Consider the following 14,914-nt stretch of genomic DNA (forward strand, 5'->3'; position numbering starts at 1 on the left):
GGATCAGTCGATCCGGATTGGCTGGATGATCCGGTCCACTTCTGCCCCGTCGCGCATCAACCGGGCAATCCCGGTATAAAGCCCGGCAGGCCAGGCTGCCCGGCGCAGACGTTTGCCCGCAGCGCGGAAGAATTGCGCCTGATCCTTTTTCAGAGTGGCCTTCTGATCGATCATTTTGCCGCCCGGCCCGTCAATGGTGAGGGTAAGGGTGTCGCCCTCCCGTCCACCAAAGGCATAGGCCCAGAACACCATCGCAGGCGCATCATTTGCCAGCATCTCTCCCTTCGCCGCAGTGGTACCGGATTTGATCGCGTCATAGGCTGGAACACCGGTGCTGAACCCGGCACCGAGGAAGCCACCAGCCTCATAAGCAACCGGCTGTGCCCACAGGGAGGCCCCGGATGCGGTGCCGCAGGCGGCGCTGCTATCTGGCTGGAAGGGGTCGACAACGGCGCCATCCTTGCGCAGCGACAGATGCAGGTGCGGGAATTGCGTCTTGCCGGAGAGGCCAACCTCGCCCAGGGCCGTTCCGGCGGACACCCGGTCGCCCTTGGCAACGCGGAGCGAGCCACTCTTCATGTGGCAGTACTGGGTTTCCCAGCCGCCCGCGTGGCGCAGCACCAGACCATTGCCGCATTCCCGGCCTTTGATCTCGGCGGCGTTTTCCTTGGTGGCGTATTGATCCGGCATGCCATTGCGTAGCCCCGCAACGATCCCGTCTGCGGCCGCGCGCACGGTGACGCCGGTCTGCATGTCCGAAAGGTAGGGCAGGGCGATATCCGTGCCCTTGTGCCCGTCATAAGTCAGGCCGTTGCAGGTGAAATCCTGCGCCCCGGGGCCGGGATCCCGGTCGACGTATTGCTGAATGTGGCAGCTGTCGCCCAGCACGCAGTCGATGGGCCAGTCCAATGCGAAATCGCCCGCCGCAACGGGTGCGGCGAGCGATGAAAACAGCGCGAAAAGCGTGCGATACATTATTCTGCGGTCAGTAGCGGCGGCTTGTTACCTGAAATCCGGGGCTTGCCGGGGCCTTCAAGGCGCAGGTCGATCTTGCCGTCCTTGATGCCAACCTTGACGAGACCGCCCTTGGTCAGCTTGCCGAACAGCAGTTCCTCGGCCAGCGGTTTCTTGATGTACTCCTGAATGACCCGGCCCAGAGGACGCGCACCCATCTTGTCGTCATAGCCCTTCTCGGCCAGCCATTCGGCAGCCTTGCGGGTCAGTTCGATCGACACGTTGCGGTCCATCAGCTGCGCCTCAAGCTGCAGTACGAATTTCTCGACAACCTGCAGAATGACCTCTTTGGGCAGCGGCGCGAAGGAGATCACCGCATCCAGCCGGTTGCGGAACTCCGGGGTGAAGGTCCGCTCGATGGCGGCGGTGTCTTCGCCCTCGCGGCGGTCACGACCAAAGCCGATGGCGGCCTTCGCCATATCCGAGGCACCGGCGTTGGAGGTCATGATCAGAACCACGTTGCGGAAGTTCACGGTGCGGCCGTTGTGATCGGTGAGCTGCCCGTTATCCATCACCTGCAACAGGATGTTGAAGACATCGGGGTGCGCCTTTTCGATCTCGTCCAGCAGTAGCACGCAATGCGGATGCTGATCGACGCCATCGGTCAGAAGACCGCCCTGATCAAAGCCGACATAGCCCGGAGGCGCGCCGATCAGGCGGGAGACCGCGTGTTTCTCCATGTATTCCGACATGTCGAACCGCAGCAGCTCGACACCCAGCGTATCGGCCAACTGTTTGGCGACCTCGGTCTTGCCGACACCGGTGGGGCCCGCAAAGAGGTAGTTGCCGATGGGCTTTTCCGGCTCCCGCAGGCCTGCGCGCGCCAGTTTGATGGCGCTGGACAGCGCGTCGATGGCATCGTCCTGACCGAAAACAACGCGTTTGAGCGATTTCTCCAGATCCTTGAGCACCTCTGCATCGTCCTTGGACACGCTCTTGGGCGGAATGCGGGCGATCTTGGCAACGACGGCTTCAACCTCTTTGACGCCGATGGTCTTGCGACGCTTGTCTTCGGGCACCAGATGCTGCGCGGCGCCGGCCTCATCGATCACGTCGATGGCCTTGTCCGGCAGTTTGCGGTCGTTGATGTAACGCGCCGACAGCTCCACCGCCGATTTGATCGCATCGGTGGTGAATTTGACGCTGTGGTGTTCCTCGAAATAGGGTTTCAGGCCCTTCAGGATTTCGATGGCGTCTTCGACCGTGGGTTCGTTCACGTCGATCTTCTGGAACCGGCGCGACAGGGCGCGGTCTTTTTCAAAGTGCTGACGGAACTCCTTGTAGGTGGTGGAGCCCATGGTGCGCAGCTTGCCGCCCTGAAGCGCGGGCTTCAGCAGGTTCGACGCATCCATTGCGCCACCGGATGTGGCACCGGCGCCGATCACCGTGTGGATCTCGTCGATGAAGAGAACAGCGTCGGGGTGCGCTTCGAGTTCTGTCACAACCGCTTTCAGGCGTTCCTCGAAATCACCGCGATAACGGGTGCCGGCCAGCAGGGCACCCATGTCGAGCGAATAGATGGTGGTCTCGGAGAGAACCTCCGGCACCTCACCCTGCACGATCTTGCGCGCCAGACCTTCGGCGATGGCGGTCTTGCCAACGCCGGGATCACCAACCAGCAGCGGGTTGTTCTTTCGGCGGCGGCACAGAACCTGAATGCAGCGCTCCACTTCGTGGCTGCGGCCGATCAGCGGATCGATGTCGCCTTCGCGAGATTTCGCGTTGAGATCGACGCAATACTTGGCCAGCGCACTTTCCTTATTTTCGCCCTCGGCGGCCTGCGGCTGTGGTTCTTCTTCAGCCTCGTGAGCGCCGGAAACCGGGCGCGGTTCGCCAAATGCGGGATCCTTGGCAACACCATGGGCGATGAAGTTCACCGCGTCATAGCGGGTCATGTCCTGATCCTGAAGGAAATAGGCCGCGTCGCTTTCGCGCTCGGCAAAGATCGCAACCAGCACATTGGCGCCGGTGACTTCGGTGCGGCCCGAGCTTTGGACATGGATCGCAGCTCGCTGGATCACCCGCTGGAATGCCGCGGTGGGCACCGCTTCGGAGCCGTCAATATCGGTAACCAGGTTCGACAGATCCTCATCCACGAATTCCACCAGGGCCGTTCGCAATTCGCCGAGATCGACGCTGCAGGCGCGCATTACGCGGGCTGCGTCGGGTTCGTCCAGCAGCGCCAGCAGCAGGTGCTCCAGCGTTGCGAATTCGTGTCGCCGCTCATTCGCCAGCGCCAGCGCTGCGTGAATGGCTTGTTCCAATGTGCTCGAGAATGAAGGCACGGGCGTGCTCCTCTGTCTTGGGTTGAGGGGGGGCGGGGCGGCGTATTTACCATCCTTCCCCACTCTCAACCATGGCCTCATAGTATTAGAGTTTGGTTGATAGACCGCCGGCTTCAAGCGCTTTCTTTTATTTTTCGGTCACATTTCTTGTTGCTAAGCCGGAAATGATACACGCCAGAGGTCAGAAATTGTCCTTTCTGCGCCGGATTTCTGTAAAGACATCAACGTCTTCAGCGTTCTGCATGGCCATCGATTCCTTAACGCTGGAAAGATGGGCACGCAGGAAGGGATTTGTGTCCAATTCCAGTTGCAGCGTGGAGGGCACGGTTGGCTCGCCCGCCGCGCGGGCGGTGTCGATCTGCGCGATGCGGGTCTTGAGGGCGTCGTTGTCCGGGTCGATCGTAATGGCAAAGGCGGCATTGGCCTGAGTGTATTCATGGCCGGAATAAACCACGGTTTCGGGAGGCAGGGCGGCAAGGCGCGACAGGCTGTTCCACATCTGCTCGGGCGTGCCTTCGAAGAGGCGGCCACAGCCAAGCGCCATCAGGCTGTCAGCGGTAAAGACGGCGTTGCTGCCGGGAATGTAAAACGCGATGTGGCCAACGGTGTGACCGGAAACATCCAGCACCTGAACCTCGTGACCGAACAAATCGAAGCTTTCACCATCCTGTACAGCGCGATCCAGATCTGGCAGCCGGTGCGCATCTGCGGCCGCGCCAGTCACCGAGGCGCCATAGGTGCTGCACAGATCCTTGGTGCCGTCGATATGGTCCCAGTGGTGATGGGTCAGCAGGATCTCGTCCAGCCCCCATCCGCGCTTTTTAAGAGCCGCGGTGATGGCGGCAGGATCCGGAGCGTCAACCAGCGCGGTGCGCCCCGATGCGGCGTCATGCAGCAGGAAGGCGTAGTTGTCAGAGAGGCAGGGAACGGTGACGATCTCAAGGGGCATGGTCATTCGCTTTTTCATTGTTAGACTGCCCTCAGAGTGACCCAAGCAGCAGGCGCCCGCAATGCATCTTGATGTTCAGGATCTGAGGAACTTCTACTACCGCAGTACCCTTGGCCGGGCCGCGCAGGCGGCAATCCGGGCGCGCCTGTTGCAGATGTGGCCCGATGCGACGGGGCAGACTGTTGTGGGCTTTGGCTTTGCCGCGCCGCTGCTGCGTCCCTATCTGGCGGATGCGCGGCGGGTGATGGCGATGATGCCGGGGCCGCAGGGGGTGATGCAATGGCCGGCGGGCATGCCGAATGTGTCGGTCCTGTGCGAAGAGGTCAGCTGGCCTATCGAAACCGGGCGCGTCGACCGGTTGGTTATGCTGCACGGGCTGGAGACCTCGGAGCGGCCGTCCGATCTGCTGGAGGAAGCCTGGCGCGCGCTTGGCCCCGGCGGGCGGGCGATTTTCATCGTCCCGAACAGGGCCGGGTTCTGGGCGCGGTCGGATAAAACGCCCTTTGGCTATGGCCGCCCCTACACGCTGACCCAGCTCGAAAACCAGCTGCGGCTGCATCAGTTCACCATCGAGCAGCATACCGCGGCCCTCTACCGGCTGCCGAGTTCCCGGCGGTTTTGGCTGAAATCCGGCGCGCTGCTGGAGAAAATGGGGCGGCGCCTGCCTGCGGTGCTGGCCGGGGGCGTCATCCTGGTCGAGGTCAGCAAGCAGACCCATCAGCAAAAGGGGCTGATGACCCGCGTCAAACGCAGCAACCCGATCCGGGTGCTTGAGGGGCTGTCGAACCCTGTGGCAGAACCTGCCTGACCCGCGCCATGTCCCCGTGCCGATGGCCGCAGCCATGCACAGGGCGCAATGCTAACGGTGATTCCCGCAGGTGCCCTGCCGGGCGCGTGGCTTGCTCATTCTGCGGCAAGACTGCACGAAGGGGGAACAAATGCCGTTTTTTGACCCTCAGGAATCGCAATTCGATGAAGAACTTGTTCATTTTTTGTAGCCTGTTGCGGGGGCAAAGGGCCGCAGTTCCGCTAAGGCATTGAAAACACTTAACTCGGTCATTTTGCCGTTACCGTTATAGGCAGTTGATAGGTTGGGAACGCTCTGCTACATCCACGCTGATTTCGATGGCCTGCCACGCTGGTGGGCTGACTCACACCCCCGGGTGCTGCCTGACGCAGGTATGCAGACCGGGGCCAAAATAATATCGGAAGGGTGGACGTGTCCGAACCAGCTTCGATTTCTGCAGGCATCGCCGCGCGCTATGCCACAGCGGTCTTTGAGATCGCTGACGAGAACAAGGCGCTCGACAGCCTTGAGACCAGCATCAATGACCTGGCAGCTGCCCTGGCTGACAGCGAAGACCTTCAAAACCTGATCAGCTCGCCTCTGGTGACGCGCGAAGAGCAGGCCGCCGCAATCGATGCGGTCAGCACCAAGATGGGGCTGGACCCCACCTTGCGCAACACCCTGTCGCTGATGGCTGCGAAACGCCGCCTGTTCGTGGTGCCGGCTCTGATCGACTCCCTGCGCGCCAGCCTGGCTGAAGCACGTGGCGAAGTGACCGCAGAGGTCACCTCGGCCAAGGCGCTGACCAAGACCCAAAGCGAAAAGCTGGCCAAGACGCTGGCCGAGCGCGTGGGCAAGAAGGTTACCATCAATGCAACCGTCGATGAGAGCATCATTGGCGGTCTTGTCGTTAAAGTGGGTTCGAAGATGATCGATAGCTCGATCCGCTCCAAGCTCAACTCCCTACAGAATGCAATGAAAGAGGTCGGATAAATGGGTATCCAAGCAGCAGAGATTTCTGCGATCCTGAAAGACCAAATCAAGAATTTTGGTCAAGAAGCAGAGGTGGCCGAAATCGGCCGCGTGCTGAGCGTCGGTGACGGTATCGCCCGTGTGTACGGCCTCGACAATGTCCAGGCCGGCGAAATGGTCGAGTTCCCGGGCGGCATCATGGGCATGGCGCTGAACCTCGAAGCCGACAACGTCGGTATCGTGATCTTCGGTTCGGACCGCGACATTAAAGAAGGTGACACCGTCAAGCGCACCAACTCGATCGTGGACGTTCCCGTTGGTCCCGAACTGCTGGGCCGTGTTGTTGATGGTCTGGGCAACCCGCTGGACGGCAAGGGCCCCATCAACGCCAAAGAGCGGGGCATTGCCGACTCCAAGGCACCGGGCATCATCCCGCGTAAATCGGTTCACGAGCCGATGGCAACCGGCCTGAAATCGGTTGACGCGATGATCCCGATCGGCCGTGGCCAGCGTGAGCTGATCATTGGTGACCGTCAGACAGGCAAGACCGCCGTTGCTCTCGACGCGGTTCTGAACCAGAAAGTCTACAACGACGCCGCAGGCGACGACGAGTCCAAGAAACTGTACTGCGTCTACGTTGCTGTTGGTCAGAAGCGTTCCACCGTTGCCCAGCTGGTGAAGAAGCTGGAAGAAAGCGGCGCGATGGAATACTCGATCGTGGTTGCCGCAACCGCATCCGACCCGGCGCCGCTGCAGTTCCTGGCACCCTATGCCGCAACCGCGATGGCAGAATACTTCCGCGACAACGGCAAGCACGGCCTGATCATCTATGATGACCTGTCCAAGCAAGCGGTTGCTTATCGTCAGATGTCCCTGCTGCTGCGTCGTCCGCCGGGACGTGAAGCTTACCCGGGTGACGTTTTCTACCTGCACTCCCGTCTGCTGGAACGTTCCGCGAAGCTGAACGAAGACTTCGGCTCCGGTTCGCTGACCGCTCTGCCCGTCATCGAAACCCAGGGCGGCGACGTGTCCGCGTTTATTCCGACCAACGTGATCTCGATCACCGACGGTCAGATCTTCCTGGAAACCGAACTGTTCTACCAGGGCATCCGTCCTGCTGTGAACACCGGTCTGTCGGTTTCGCGTGTGGGCTCCTCGGCTCAGACCGACGCGATGTCCTCGGTTGCCGGTCCGGTTAAACTGTCGCTGGCTCAGTACCGCGAAATGGCGGCCTTTGCGCAGTTCGGTTCCGACCTCGACGCTGCAACCCAGCAGCTGCTGGCCCGTGGTGCGCGCCTGACCGAGCTGATGAAGCAGCCGCAGTACTCGCCGCTGACCAACTCGGAAATCGTCTGCATCATCTTTGCTGGCACCAACGGTTACCTCGACAACGTCGACGTCAAGGACGTTGGCCGGTACGAAGCCGAACTGCTGAGCTTCCTGCGCGGCAAGAAGGCTGACTTCCTGCAGTGGATCACCGACGAAGACCCCAAATTCAAAAAGGGTGAGCCGGTCGAAAAAATGAAGGCGGTACTCGACGAATTCGCTGCCGACTTCGCGTAAGGAGATAAGGCAGTGCCAAATCTCAAGGACCTGAAAAACAGGATCGCGAGTGTCAAAAGCACTCGTAAGATCACAAAAGCCATGCAAATGGTGGCCGCGGCGAAACTTCGCCGCGCCCAGGAAGCTGCCGAAGACAGCCGTCCCTATGCCAAGCGGTTCAACGCCGTTATGGCATCTCTGGCAGCCTCGGTCGGCGACAGCGAAGCAGCGCCCAAGCTGCTTCGTGGCACCGGAAGCGATCAGGTGCAGCTGCTTGTCGTGTTGACAGCCGAGCGTGGTCTGTGTGGTGGCTTTAACGCCAACATCGCCAAGCTGGCCCGTCAGAAGGCAGCTGAGCTGAAAGCGGCAGGCAAGACGGTCAAGATCCTGACCGTTGGCAAAAAAGGCCGCGACGCGCTGCGTCGTGATTTTGAAGCCGATTTTGTCGGTCACGTTGACCTGAGCGAAGTCAAGCGTCTTGGCTATGCCGATGCGCAGGGCATCGCAAAGGACATCCTGACCCGCTTTGACGCTGGTGAGTTCGACGTCGCGACGATCTTCTACTCGGAGTTCGTCAACGTCGTGACACAGGTGCCGACGGCACAGCAGATCATTCCGGCCTCTTACGAGGGCGGCGAAGCCGAAGAAGCCTCGGCGGTATATGACTACGAACCCAGCGAAGAGGCGATTCTCGCCGACTTGCTGCCCCGTGGCGTATCCACCCAGATCTTTTCGGCGCTGCTGGAAAATGGCGCATCCGAACAGGGTGCCCGGATGAGCGCGATGGACAATGCGACACGCAACGCGGGCGATATGATCGACCAGCTGACCATCGAGTTTAACCGTTCCCGCCAGGCCGTGATCACCAACGAGCTGATTGAAATTATTTCGGGCGCCGAGGCGCTCTAAGAGACAACCGGAGACCAACAAATGGCAAATGCAAAAGGCAAGGTGGTTCAGATCATCGGCGCCGTTGTCGACGTCCAGTTCGACGATGACCTGCCCGCGATCCTGAACGCCCTCAACACCGACAACAACGGTAAGAATCTGGTTCTGGAAGTTGCGCAGCACCTGGGCGAAAACACCGTCCGTACCATCGCAATGGACGCAACCGAAGGTCTGGTTCGCGGTCAGGAAGTCACCGACACCGGCGCGCCGATCTCGATCCCCGTTGGTAACGCGACCCTGGGCCGTATTCTGAACGTCGTCGGCGAGCCCGTTGACGAAAAGGGCCCGGTGAAAGCCGAAGAAACCCGTCCGATCCACGCGGCGGCGCCTGAGTTCAACGAACAGTCGACCGAGTCGGAAATCCTGGTGACAGGCATCAAGGTCATCGACCTTCTGGCGCCTTACTCCAAGGGTGGTAAGATCGGCCTCTTCGGCGGTGCCGGCGTGGGCAAGACCGTTCTCATCATGGAACTGATCAACAACATCGCAAAAGTGCACTCGGGCTTCTCCGTGTTCGCCGGTGTTGGTGAGCGGACCCGTGAAGGTAACGACCTTTACCACGAGATGATCGAATCCAACGTGATTAAGCCCGACAACCTGTCGGAATCGCAGGTTGCGCTGGTTTACGGTCAGATGAACGAACCTCCGGGAGCCCGTGCGCGTGTTGCGCTGACCGGTCTGACCCTGGCGGAACAGTTCCGTGACCAGTCCGGTACCGACGTTCTGTTCTTCGTGGACAACATCTTCCGCTTTACCCAAGCCGGTTCCGAGGTTTCGGCTCTGCTTGGCCGTATCCCCTCCGCTGTGGGCTACCAGCCGACGCTGGCGACCGACATGGGTGCGATGCAGGAGCGTATTACCTCCACCAAGAACGGCTCGATCACCTCGATCCAGGCTGTTTACGTTCCCGCGGATGACCTTACCGACCCCGCACCGGCAACCACCTTTGCTCACCTCGATGCGACCACGGTTCTTAACCGTGCCATCTCTGAGCTGGGCATCTACCCGGCTGTGGACCCGCTCGACTCCTCGTCGCGCCTGATGGACCCGCAGATCGTTGGCGAAGAGCACTACGCAGTGGCTTCCGACGTTCAGCAGATCCTCCAGCGCTACAAGTCGCTGCAGGACATCATCGCGATCCTTGGTATGGACGAACTGTCCGAGGAAGACAAGCTGACCGTGGCCCGTGCCCGTAAGATCCAGCGCTTCCTGTCCCAGCCGTTCGACGTTGCGAAAGTGTTCACCGGTTCTGATGGTGTGCAGGTTCCGCTGGAAGACACCATTGCCTCGTTCAAGGCAGTTGTGGCCGGCGAATACGACCACCTGCCCGAAGGCGCCTTCTACATGGTTGGCGGCATCGAAGAGGTGAAGGCAAAAGCCGAGAAAATGGCTGCTGAGGCGGCCTAAGGAGGGCCCTGATGGCTGATACCATGCAATTCGACCTCGTGAGCCCGGAGCGGAGCCTTGCTTCGCTTCAGGTGAGCGCGGTTCAGATCCCCGGCGCGGAAGGCGACATGACGGCTATGCCGATGCATGCGCCGACCATCACCACGCTGCGCCCGGGTGTCCTGCGGGTCGAAAGCCCCCAAGGCACTTCGGAGTATGTGGTCACCGGTGGGTTTGCCGAAATCGGTTCCGAGGCGCTCTCGGTTCTGGCCGAAAAGGCAATCCCGATGGATGAAATGACCCGTGCGCACCTGGATGAGCTGATCGAGGACGCACGTGAGACCTACAAGACCGCTAAGGAAGAAGAGCAGCCCCACGACATCGTCGAGGAAGCCGCGAAACTTCTGGCGGACATGGAGGCCCTTGGCACTCACATGAGCCTCTAAGGTTCCGCGCCAAGCGAGAAAGACTTTGTAAACCGGCCCTTATGGGGCCGGTTTTCTTTTGTGTGCTCAGATGGTTTTATGACGCTTCAGGGTTGTGGGTGCGTCAGGCTGCCCGCGAGCGGAGGATTGGAAATTCATGAAAAGACTGCGAAACCCGCGCACCGGGATTGATCAGGGCGATCTTGTGGTGTTTTCCGAGTTCGACAGCGGCGGCAGCATGTGGACAGGGGAGGGCGCCCGGGAGCGGCGCAAGACCGTACGGTTTTCCGAAGCCTTTGCCCGCCCGCCCGCGGTGCAGGTGTCGATGTCGATGTGGGACATGGATACCTCGGCTGCTGTGCGGGCCGAACTGGTTGCCGAGAACATAACCGCCGCCGGGTTTGATGTGGTGTTTCGTACCTGGGCCGACAGCCGCGTGGCGCGGGTACGGGCAGCTTGGATGGCCATTGGCGATATGCCGTTCGAGGATGACTGGGTGGTGGACTGACCGGCCTCTGAGCGCAGCTCTGCTGAGCACATCCCGGTAATCAAACGGCCCCGGCGAAGATCTCGCGCGGGGCCGGTGTTATTTCGGACTTCCGGTCGCTGCACCCAGCGGGGCGCGCAGGCCGTCAGACGTGGCTGTAAAGCGACTCGTAGATCGGGATCAGGGTCTTGTCCTCGAACAGGGAGGAGACCGAGGTGCCGTGCCAGATGTTGAGGATCGCCTGCGTGAACAGGGGCGCGGTCGGCAGGGTACGGATGTTCGGCGCGGCCGAAACCGCTTCGGTCGGCTGGATGGTGTCTGTCAGAACCAGCGATTTCATTACCGAGTTGGTGACGCGTTCCACTGCCGGGCCGCTCATGACGCCGTGGGTGATATAGGCGTGTACCTCCCGTGCACCGTTGTCGAGCAGCACCTGCGCCGCCTTGCAGAGCGTGCCGGCGGTGTCGCACATGTCGTCGACGATCAGGCAGATCTTGTCTGTCACATCCCCGATCACGGTCATCTCGGCCACTTCACCGGGCTTTTCACGGCGTTTGTCGACGATCGACAGGGGGGCGTTGATGCGTTTCGCCAGCTCGCGGGCGCGGGCCACACCGCCTACGTCGGGCGAAACGACCATCAGATCGGCCATGTTGTCCTTGAACTGGTGCTTCACATCCAGCGCAAAGATGGGCGAGGCGTAAAGGTTGTCGACTGGAATGTCGAAGAAGCCCTGAATCTGGGCCGCGTGCAGGTCCATGGTCAGGATCCGCTCGATCCCGGCGCCGGTCAGCATATTGGCCACCAGTTTGGCCGAGATCGGCGTGCGGGCCTTGGTGCGGCGGTCCTGTCGGGCATAGCCGAAGTAGGGGATCACAGCGGTGGTGCGGCGGGCCGAAGAACGGCGCAGCGCATCCGAGATGATCAGCAGCTCCATCAGGTTGTCATTGGCCGGGTTCGAGGTCGGCTGAATGATGAACATATCCTCGCCACGGACGTTCTCGTAGACTTCTACGAAGATCTCTCCGTCGTTGAACCGCTCGACACGGGCATCCACCAGTCCCTGATCGACGCCACGGTGCATGCTCATGCGGCGGGCAATGGAATTGGCGAGCGGGAGGTTGGCGTTCCCAGCGATAAGCTTGGGTTCGTTCATGGTCGGCATTGGCTGATATCCCCGGGCAGCAACGGCAATGTGTCAGATTCGTGATATTGAACCCCGCTTAGCATGCGCCTAGGTTCCAGCCTAGTTCAAAGCCGGAGAAAAGCGACATGGCAACAATTGATTTCTATTTCTCGAACCTGTCCCCTTACACATATCTTGCGGGAAACAGGCTCGAGCAGCTTGCCGCCACGCATGATGCACAAATTACGTACAAACCGTTCGATATTCAGGCGCTTTTCACGCGCACCGGCGGCACCGCTCCGAAGGACCGTCATCCGGCCCGCCAGGAATACCGCCTGATCGAGATGGAGCGTCAGGCCAAGAAGCTGGACCTGCCGATCAACCTGAAGCCCGCGCATTGGCCTACCAACGCAGCGCCGTCCTCCTATGCGATCATCGCAGCGCAGAACGCAGGTGGCGGCGATCTGGGCGCCCTGGTGCAGAGCATTCTGCGCGCCTGCTGGGCCGAGGAAAAGGACATCGCCGAGGATGCCGTGATCCGCGAGTGCCTGACGGCGGCGGGGTTTGATGCCTCTTTGGCAGACAGTGGCCTTCTGGCGGGCGCTGAGACGTACGGTCAGAACCTTGAAGACGCGGTTTCCGCTGGTGTTTTTGGCGCACCCTTCTATGTCACCGGTGATGGCGCCAAGTTCTGGGGCCAGGACCGGCTGGATGATCTGGACCGGCACCTGTCGGAGTAAGCCCTGGATGAAAGATCTGCCGCACGACCTGCCACAACCGGTATTCTCCCGCAGTTTCGGGGAGGGGGCCCGCCAGATGCTGGCGGTGCACTGCTCGCTGGCGCATTCCGGGACCTGGCGGGGGCTGTGCGAGGCAATGGAAGGGGCCGTGACCATCACGGCCTTTGACATGCTGTCCCATGGTCGCAGTCCGGACTGGGACCGGCAGGGCGATTATCAGGACCGCAACACGGCGGCAGGCTTGTCGTTAATGCCGATGGATGAGCCGATCGATCTGATCGGCCATTCCTTTGGCGCCACAGTGGCGCTGCGCATGGCCATGGCCCGCCCGGATCAGGTGCGCAGCCTGACCCTGATTGAACCGGTTCTGTTCCGGGTCGCGCTGGAGGATGATCCGGAGATGAGCGCGCGGGTTCAGGCAGAAAACAGGCCCTTCCTTGAAGCCTACGAGGCCGGGGACGAGGCGCTGGCGGCACGGCTGTTCAACCGCAGCTGGAGCTCTGGCGCGCCGCGCTGGCCGGATCTGCCCGAGACCACCCGCGCAGCGATGACGCGGGCCATCCATATCGTTCCGGCCTGTGACGCGGCGGTCTATCAGGACCGGCCGGGGGTTCTGGCGCCGGGCGTTCTTGAGGCGCTCGATCTGCCGATCCTGCTGCTGCGCGGCAGTGAAACCAACCCTATCATCGGCGTGGTCAACGACGGTCTGCTGCGCCGTCTGCCCAACGCCCGATCTGGGGTGATCGCGGACGCCGGGCATATGGTGTCGATCACCCATCCTGCCGAAACCGCAGCCGCGATTCGTGCCTTTTGGAGCGATGCAGACCGCGAAACGGCGCCGGAAGGCCGTTAGGACCTCCCGGTTTCTATCACAATGTGGTGATTGTGGTGACGGTCTCTCTGAAGAAATCGAGCTTCCCGGCCTCCTCGTGAGAGGTGATATAGGTGAGGCTGCGCACCATACCGTCCCGCACGCCGTAGAAGAACTCCTGCTCAAAACGCGTCATCGCCCAGCCATTGCCGAGCTGCGTGGTGGAGAGGTCAAGAATGCGCGTGCCCTTGGGGAAGACCTCGGTCCCGAGCCGGGCCAGCAGGCCGCCAAGCTCACTCACGCCATTTGCCTGCTGCCAACTGGTGTCGGCCTCATCCTTGTAGTGATCGATACGGAAATCAATGTCCTCGGCCAGAAGTCCGAGGATTGCAGGATCTGCAGCCTCGAACAGGCGCAGGACCTGATCAATCACAGGGCCCTGAGATTGATCATTTGATGTAGGGGTGCCCGTCTGGATGTTCATGGTAAGCTCCACTTTCTTGCTGATGAAAAGAGTGGGGTCTTTCTGGCAGACCGTAGGCCTATAGGTAATTGCTGGATCGACTATCCATGGTATAGCTGGTGCCTATGAATGATCTTGCGCCACTCAGGTATTTTCGCTCCGCTTATGAAACCGGAACCTTCAGCGCGGCGGCGCGGCTGAACGAGGTGCGCCAGCCGTCGGTCTCTGCCGCCATTGCCCGGCTGGAGGCGCATTACGGGGGGCCGTTGTTTCACAGGGGTGCTGCGGGGCTGGTGCCGACGGATCTGGGGCGTGAGCTATACCAGATGGCGGGGGTGGTGCTGAACAGCCTCAACCAGATGGAGGATCGGCTGGCCCGACGGGTGCGGCCCGTGCTGCGTCTCTATTGCTTTGCGGATGTGCTGACTTCGCCCTTTGAACAGGGGCTACGGGCAATCACCCGGGATGCGGAGGGCGCGGTGCTGCAGTTCACTGACGATGCGGCACTTGCCGATGTGGTGCTTTGCGCCGAAGACTGCGCGCCGCAGGGCATGCCGTTCCGATCTTTGTGGGAAGAAGGCTATGGCGTAGCCCTGCCTGTCGGGCACGCGCTGAGCCGGGAGGCCGAACTGAGCCTCGCGGATCTGGCTGAGGTGTCCATGATTGCGCGTCCCTATTGCCCCTCGGCAGATCTGTTCGGCGGGGTTCTGCAGGATCCTGGCCCGGAAAAGGCTCTGCCTGTTGCGGCCAAGGCCATGCACGATGCCCAACTGCTGGATCTGGTCGCTGCCGGGCTGGGTGTGGCGCTGGTGCCGATGTCCCATGGCCGTGCTTCGCAGCGGATCGTGGTGCGCCCGCTGCGCGACGCCAAGGATGTGCGCCGCCGGATGGGGATTGCTCATAGACGGACCAGCTTTGCCGCTGGAGCGGCAGATCGGCTGGCCTCGGCGCTGACAGGGCAGGGCGCCTGAGGCGCAGG

15 protein-coding genes are annotated in these 14,914 nt (G+C 61.2%); 10 read left to right on the plus strand and 5 right to left on the minus strand.

The genetic code is table 11. The annotated features are described in order from the left end of the window. Window positions 1-3: 3 nt before the first annotated feature. The 3 genes from SM763_RS10465 to gloB form a co-directional block, all read right to left on the minus strand. The gene (locus tag SM763_RS10465; RefSeq protein WP_368998486.1) at window positions 4-975 is read right to left on the minus strand and encodes a M23 family metallopeptidase; all 972 of its coding nucleotides are present in this window, start codon (window positions 973-975) and stop codon (window positions 4-6) included. Further along, window positions 975-3,299, minus strand: coding sequence for an ATP-dependent Clp protease ATP-binding subunit ClpA (clpA, locus tag SM763_RS10470; protein ID WP_368998487.1), 2,325 nt, complete (start codon window positions 3,297-3,299; stop codon window positions 975-977). The genes SM763_RS10465 and clpA overlap by 1 nt, the downstream gene beginning before the upstream one ends. Window positions 3,300-3,480: 181 nt before the next feature. After that, window positions 3,481-4,254, minus strand: coding sequence for a hydroxyacylglutathione hydrolase (gloB, locus tag SM763_RS10475; protein WP_274868577.1), 774 nt, complete (start codon window positions 4,252-4,254; stop codon window positions 3,481-3,483). 55 nt (window positions 4,255-4,309) lie between these two features. On the opposite strand from gloB, the gene SM763_RS10480 reads away from it, so the two are divergent. The 7 genes from SM763_RS10480 (at window position 4,310) to SM763_RS10510 (ending at window position 10,816) form a co-directional block, all read left to right on the plus strand. Next, window positions 4,310-5,056 carry a methyltransferase domain-containing protein gene (locus SM763_RS10480; protein WP_065272870.1) on the plus strand — a complete coding sequence of 249 codons (747 nt, stop codon included), beginning with the start codon at window positions 4,310-4,312 and terminating at the stop codon, window positions 5,054-5,056. A gap of 411 nt (window positions 5,057-5,467) precedes the next feature. Continuing rightward, window positions 5,468-6,028 (plus strand): F0F1 ATP synthase subunit delta, encoded by a 561-nt coding sequence (locus SM763_RS10485; RefSeq protein WP_065273759.1) that lies wholly within the window; start codon window positions 5,468-5,470, stop codon window positions 6,026-6,028. Further along, a complete protein-coding gene (gene atpA / locus SM763_RS10490; protein ID WP_065272871.1) occupies window positions 6,029-7,570 on the plus strand; it encodes a F0F1 ATP synthase subunit alpha in 1,542 nt (513 codons plus the stop codon). Between the two features lie 12 nt (window positions 7,571-7,582). Then, window positions 7,583-8,458: a F0F1 ATP synthase subunit gamma gene (locus SM763_RS10495; protein ID WP_065272872.1), complete on the plus strand. Its 876-nt coding sequence runs from the start codon at window positions 7,583-7,585 to the stop codon at window positions 8,456-8,458. Between the two features lie 21 nt (window positions 8,459-8,479). Continuing rightward, window positions 8,480-9,904, plus strand: coding sequence for a F0F1 ATP synthase subunit beta (gene atpD, locus SM763_RS10500; protein ID WP_274830162.1), 1,425 nt, complete (start codon window positions 8,480-8,482; stop codon window positions 9,902-9,904). An 11-nt stretch (window positions 9,905-9,915) separates the two neighbouring features. Next, complete coding sequence (locus SM763_RS10505; RefSeq protein ID WP_065272874.1) at window positions 9,916-10,329, plus strand: F0F1 ATP synthase subunit epsilon; 414 nt, start codon at window positions 9,916-9,918, stop codon at window positions 10,327-10,329. 136 nt (window positions 10,330-10,465) lie between these two features. Next, window positions 10,466-10,816 (plus strand): H-type lectin domain-containing protein, encoded by a 351-nt coding sequence (locus tag SM763_RS10510; protein ID WP_368998488.1) that lies wholly within the window; start codon window positions 10,466-10,468, stop codon window positions 10,814-10,816. A gap of 124 nt (window positions 10,817-10,940) precedes the next feature. On the opposite strand, the gene SM763_RS10515 is transcribed toward SM763_RS10510, so the two are convergent. After that, the gene (locus SM763_RS10515) at window positions 10,941-11,960 is read right to left on the minus strand and encodes a ribose-phosphate pyrophosphokinase (protein ID WP_368998489.1); all 1,020 of its coding nucleotides are present in this window, start codon (window positions 11,958-11,960) and stop codon (window positions 10,941-10,943) included. Between the two features lie 107 nt (window positions 11,961-12,067). On the opposite strand from SM763_RS10515, the gene SM763_RS10520 reads away from it, so the two are divergent. Together SM763_RS10520 and SM763_RS10525 are read left to right on the plus strand one after the other, a co-directional pair. Then, entirely contained in the window at window positions 12,068-12,661 is a 594-nt protein-coding gene (locus SM763_RS10520) for a 2-hydroxychromene-2-carboxylate isomerase (protein ID WP_368998490.1), read from the plus strand. A 7-nt stretch (window positions 12,662-12,668) separates the two neighbouring features. After that, entirely contained in the window at window positions 12,669-13,514 is an 846-nt protein-coding gene (locus SM763_RS10525; RefSeq protein WP_368998491.1) for an alpha/beta fold hydrolase, read from the plus strand. Window positions 13,515-13,530: 16 nt separating this feature from the next. Here SM763_RS10525 and SM763_RS10530 read toward each other — a convergent pair whose 3' ends face one another. Further along, window positions 13,531-13,956, minus strand: coding sequence for a hypothetical protein (locus SM763_RS10530; protein WP_368998492.1), 426 nt, complete (start codon window positions 13,954-13,956; stop codon window positions 13,531-13,533). A gap of 104 nt (window positions 13,957-14,060) precedes the next feature. On the opposite strand from SM763_RS10530, the gene SM763_RS10535 reads away from it, so the two are divergent. Next, a complete protein-coding gene (locus SM763_RS10535) occupies window positions 14,061-14,906 on the plus strand; it encodes a LysR family transcriptional regulator (RefSeq protein ID WP_274844677.1) in 846 nt (281 codons plus the stop codon). Window positions 14,907-14,914: the final 8 nt, after the last annotated feature.

The organism is Pseudophaeobacter sp. C1-32P7, from assembly GCF_041008775.1.
GTDB lineage: Bacteria > Pseudomonadota > Alphaproteobacteria > Rhodobacterales > Rhodobacteraceae > Phycobacter > Phycobacter gallaeciensis_A.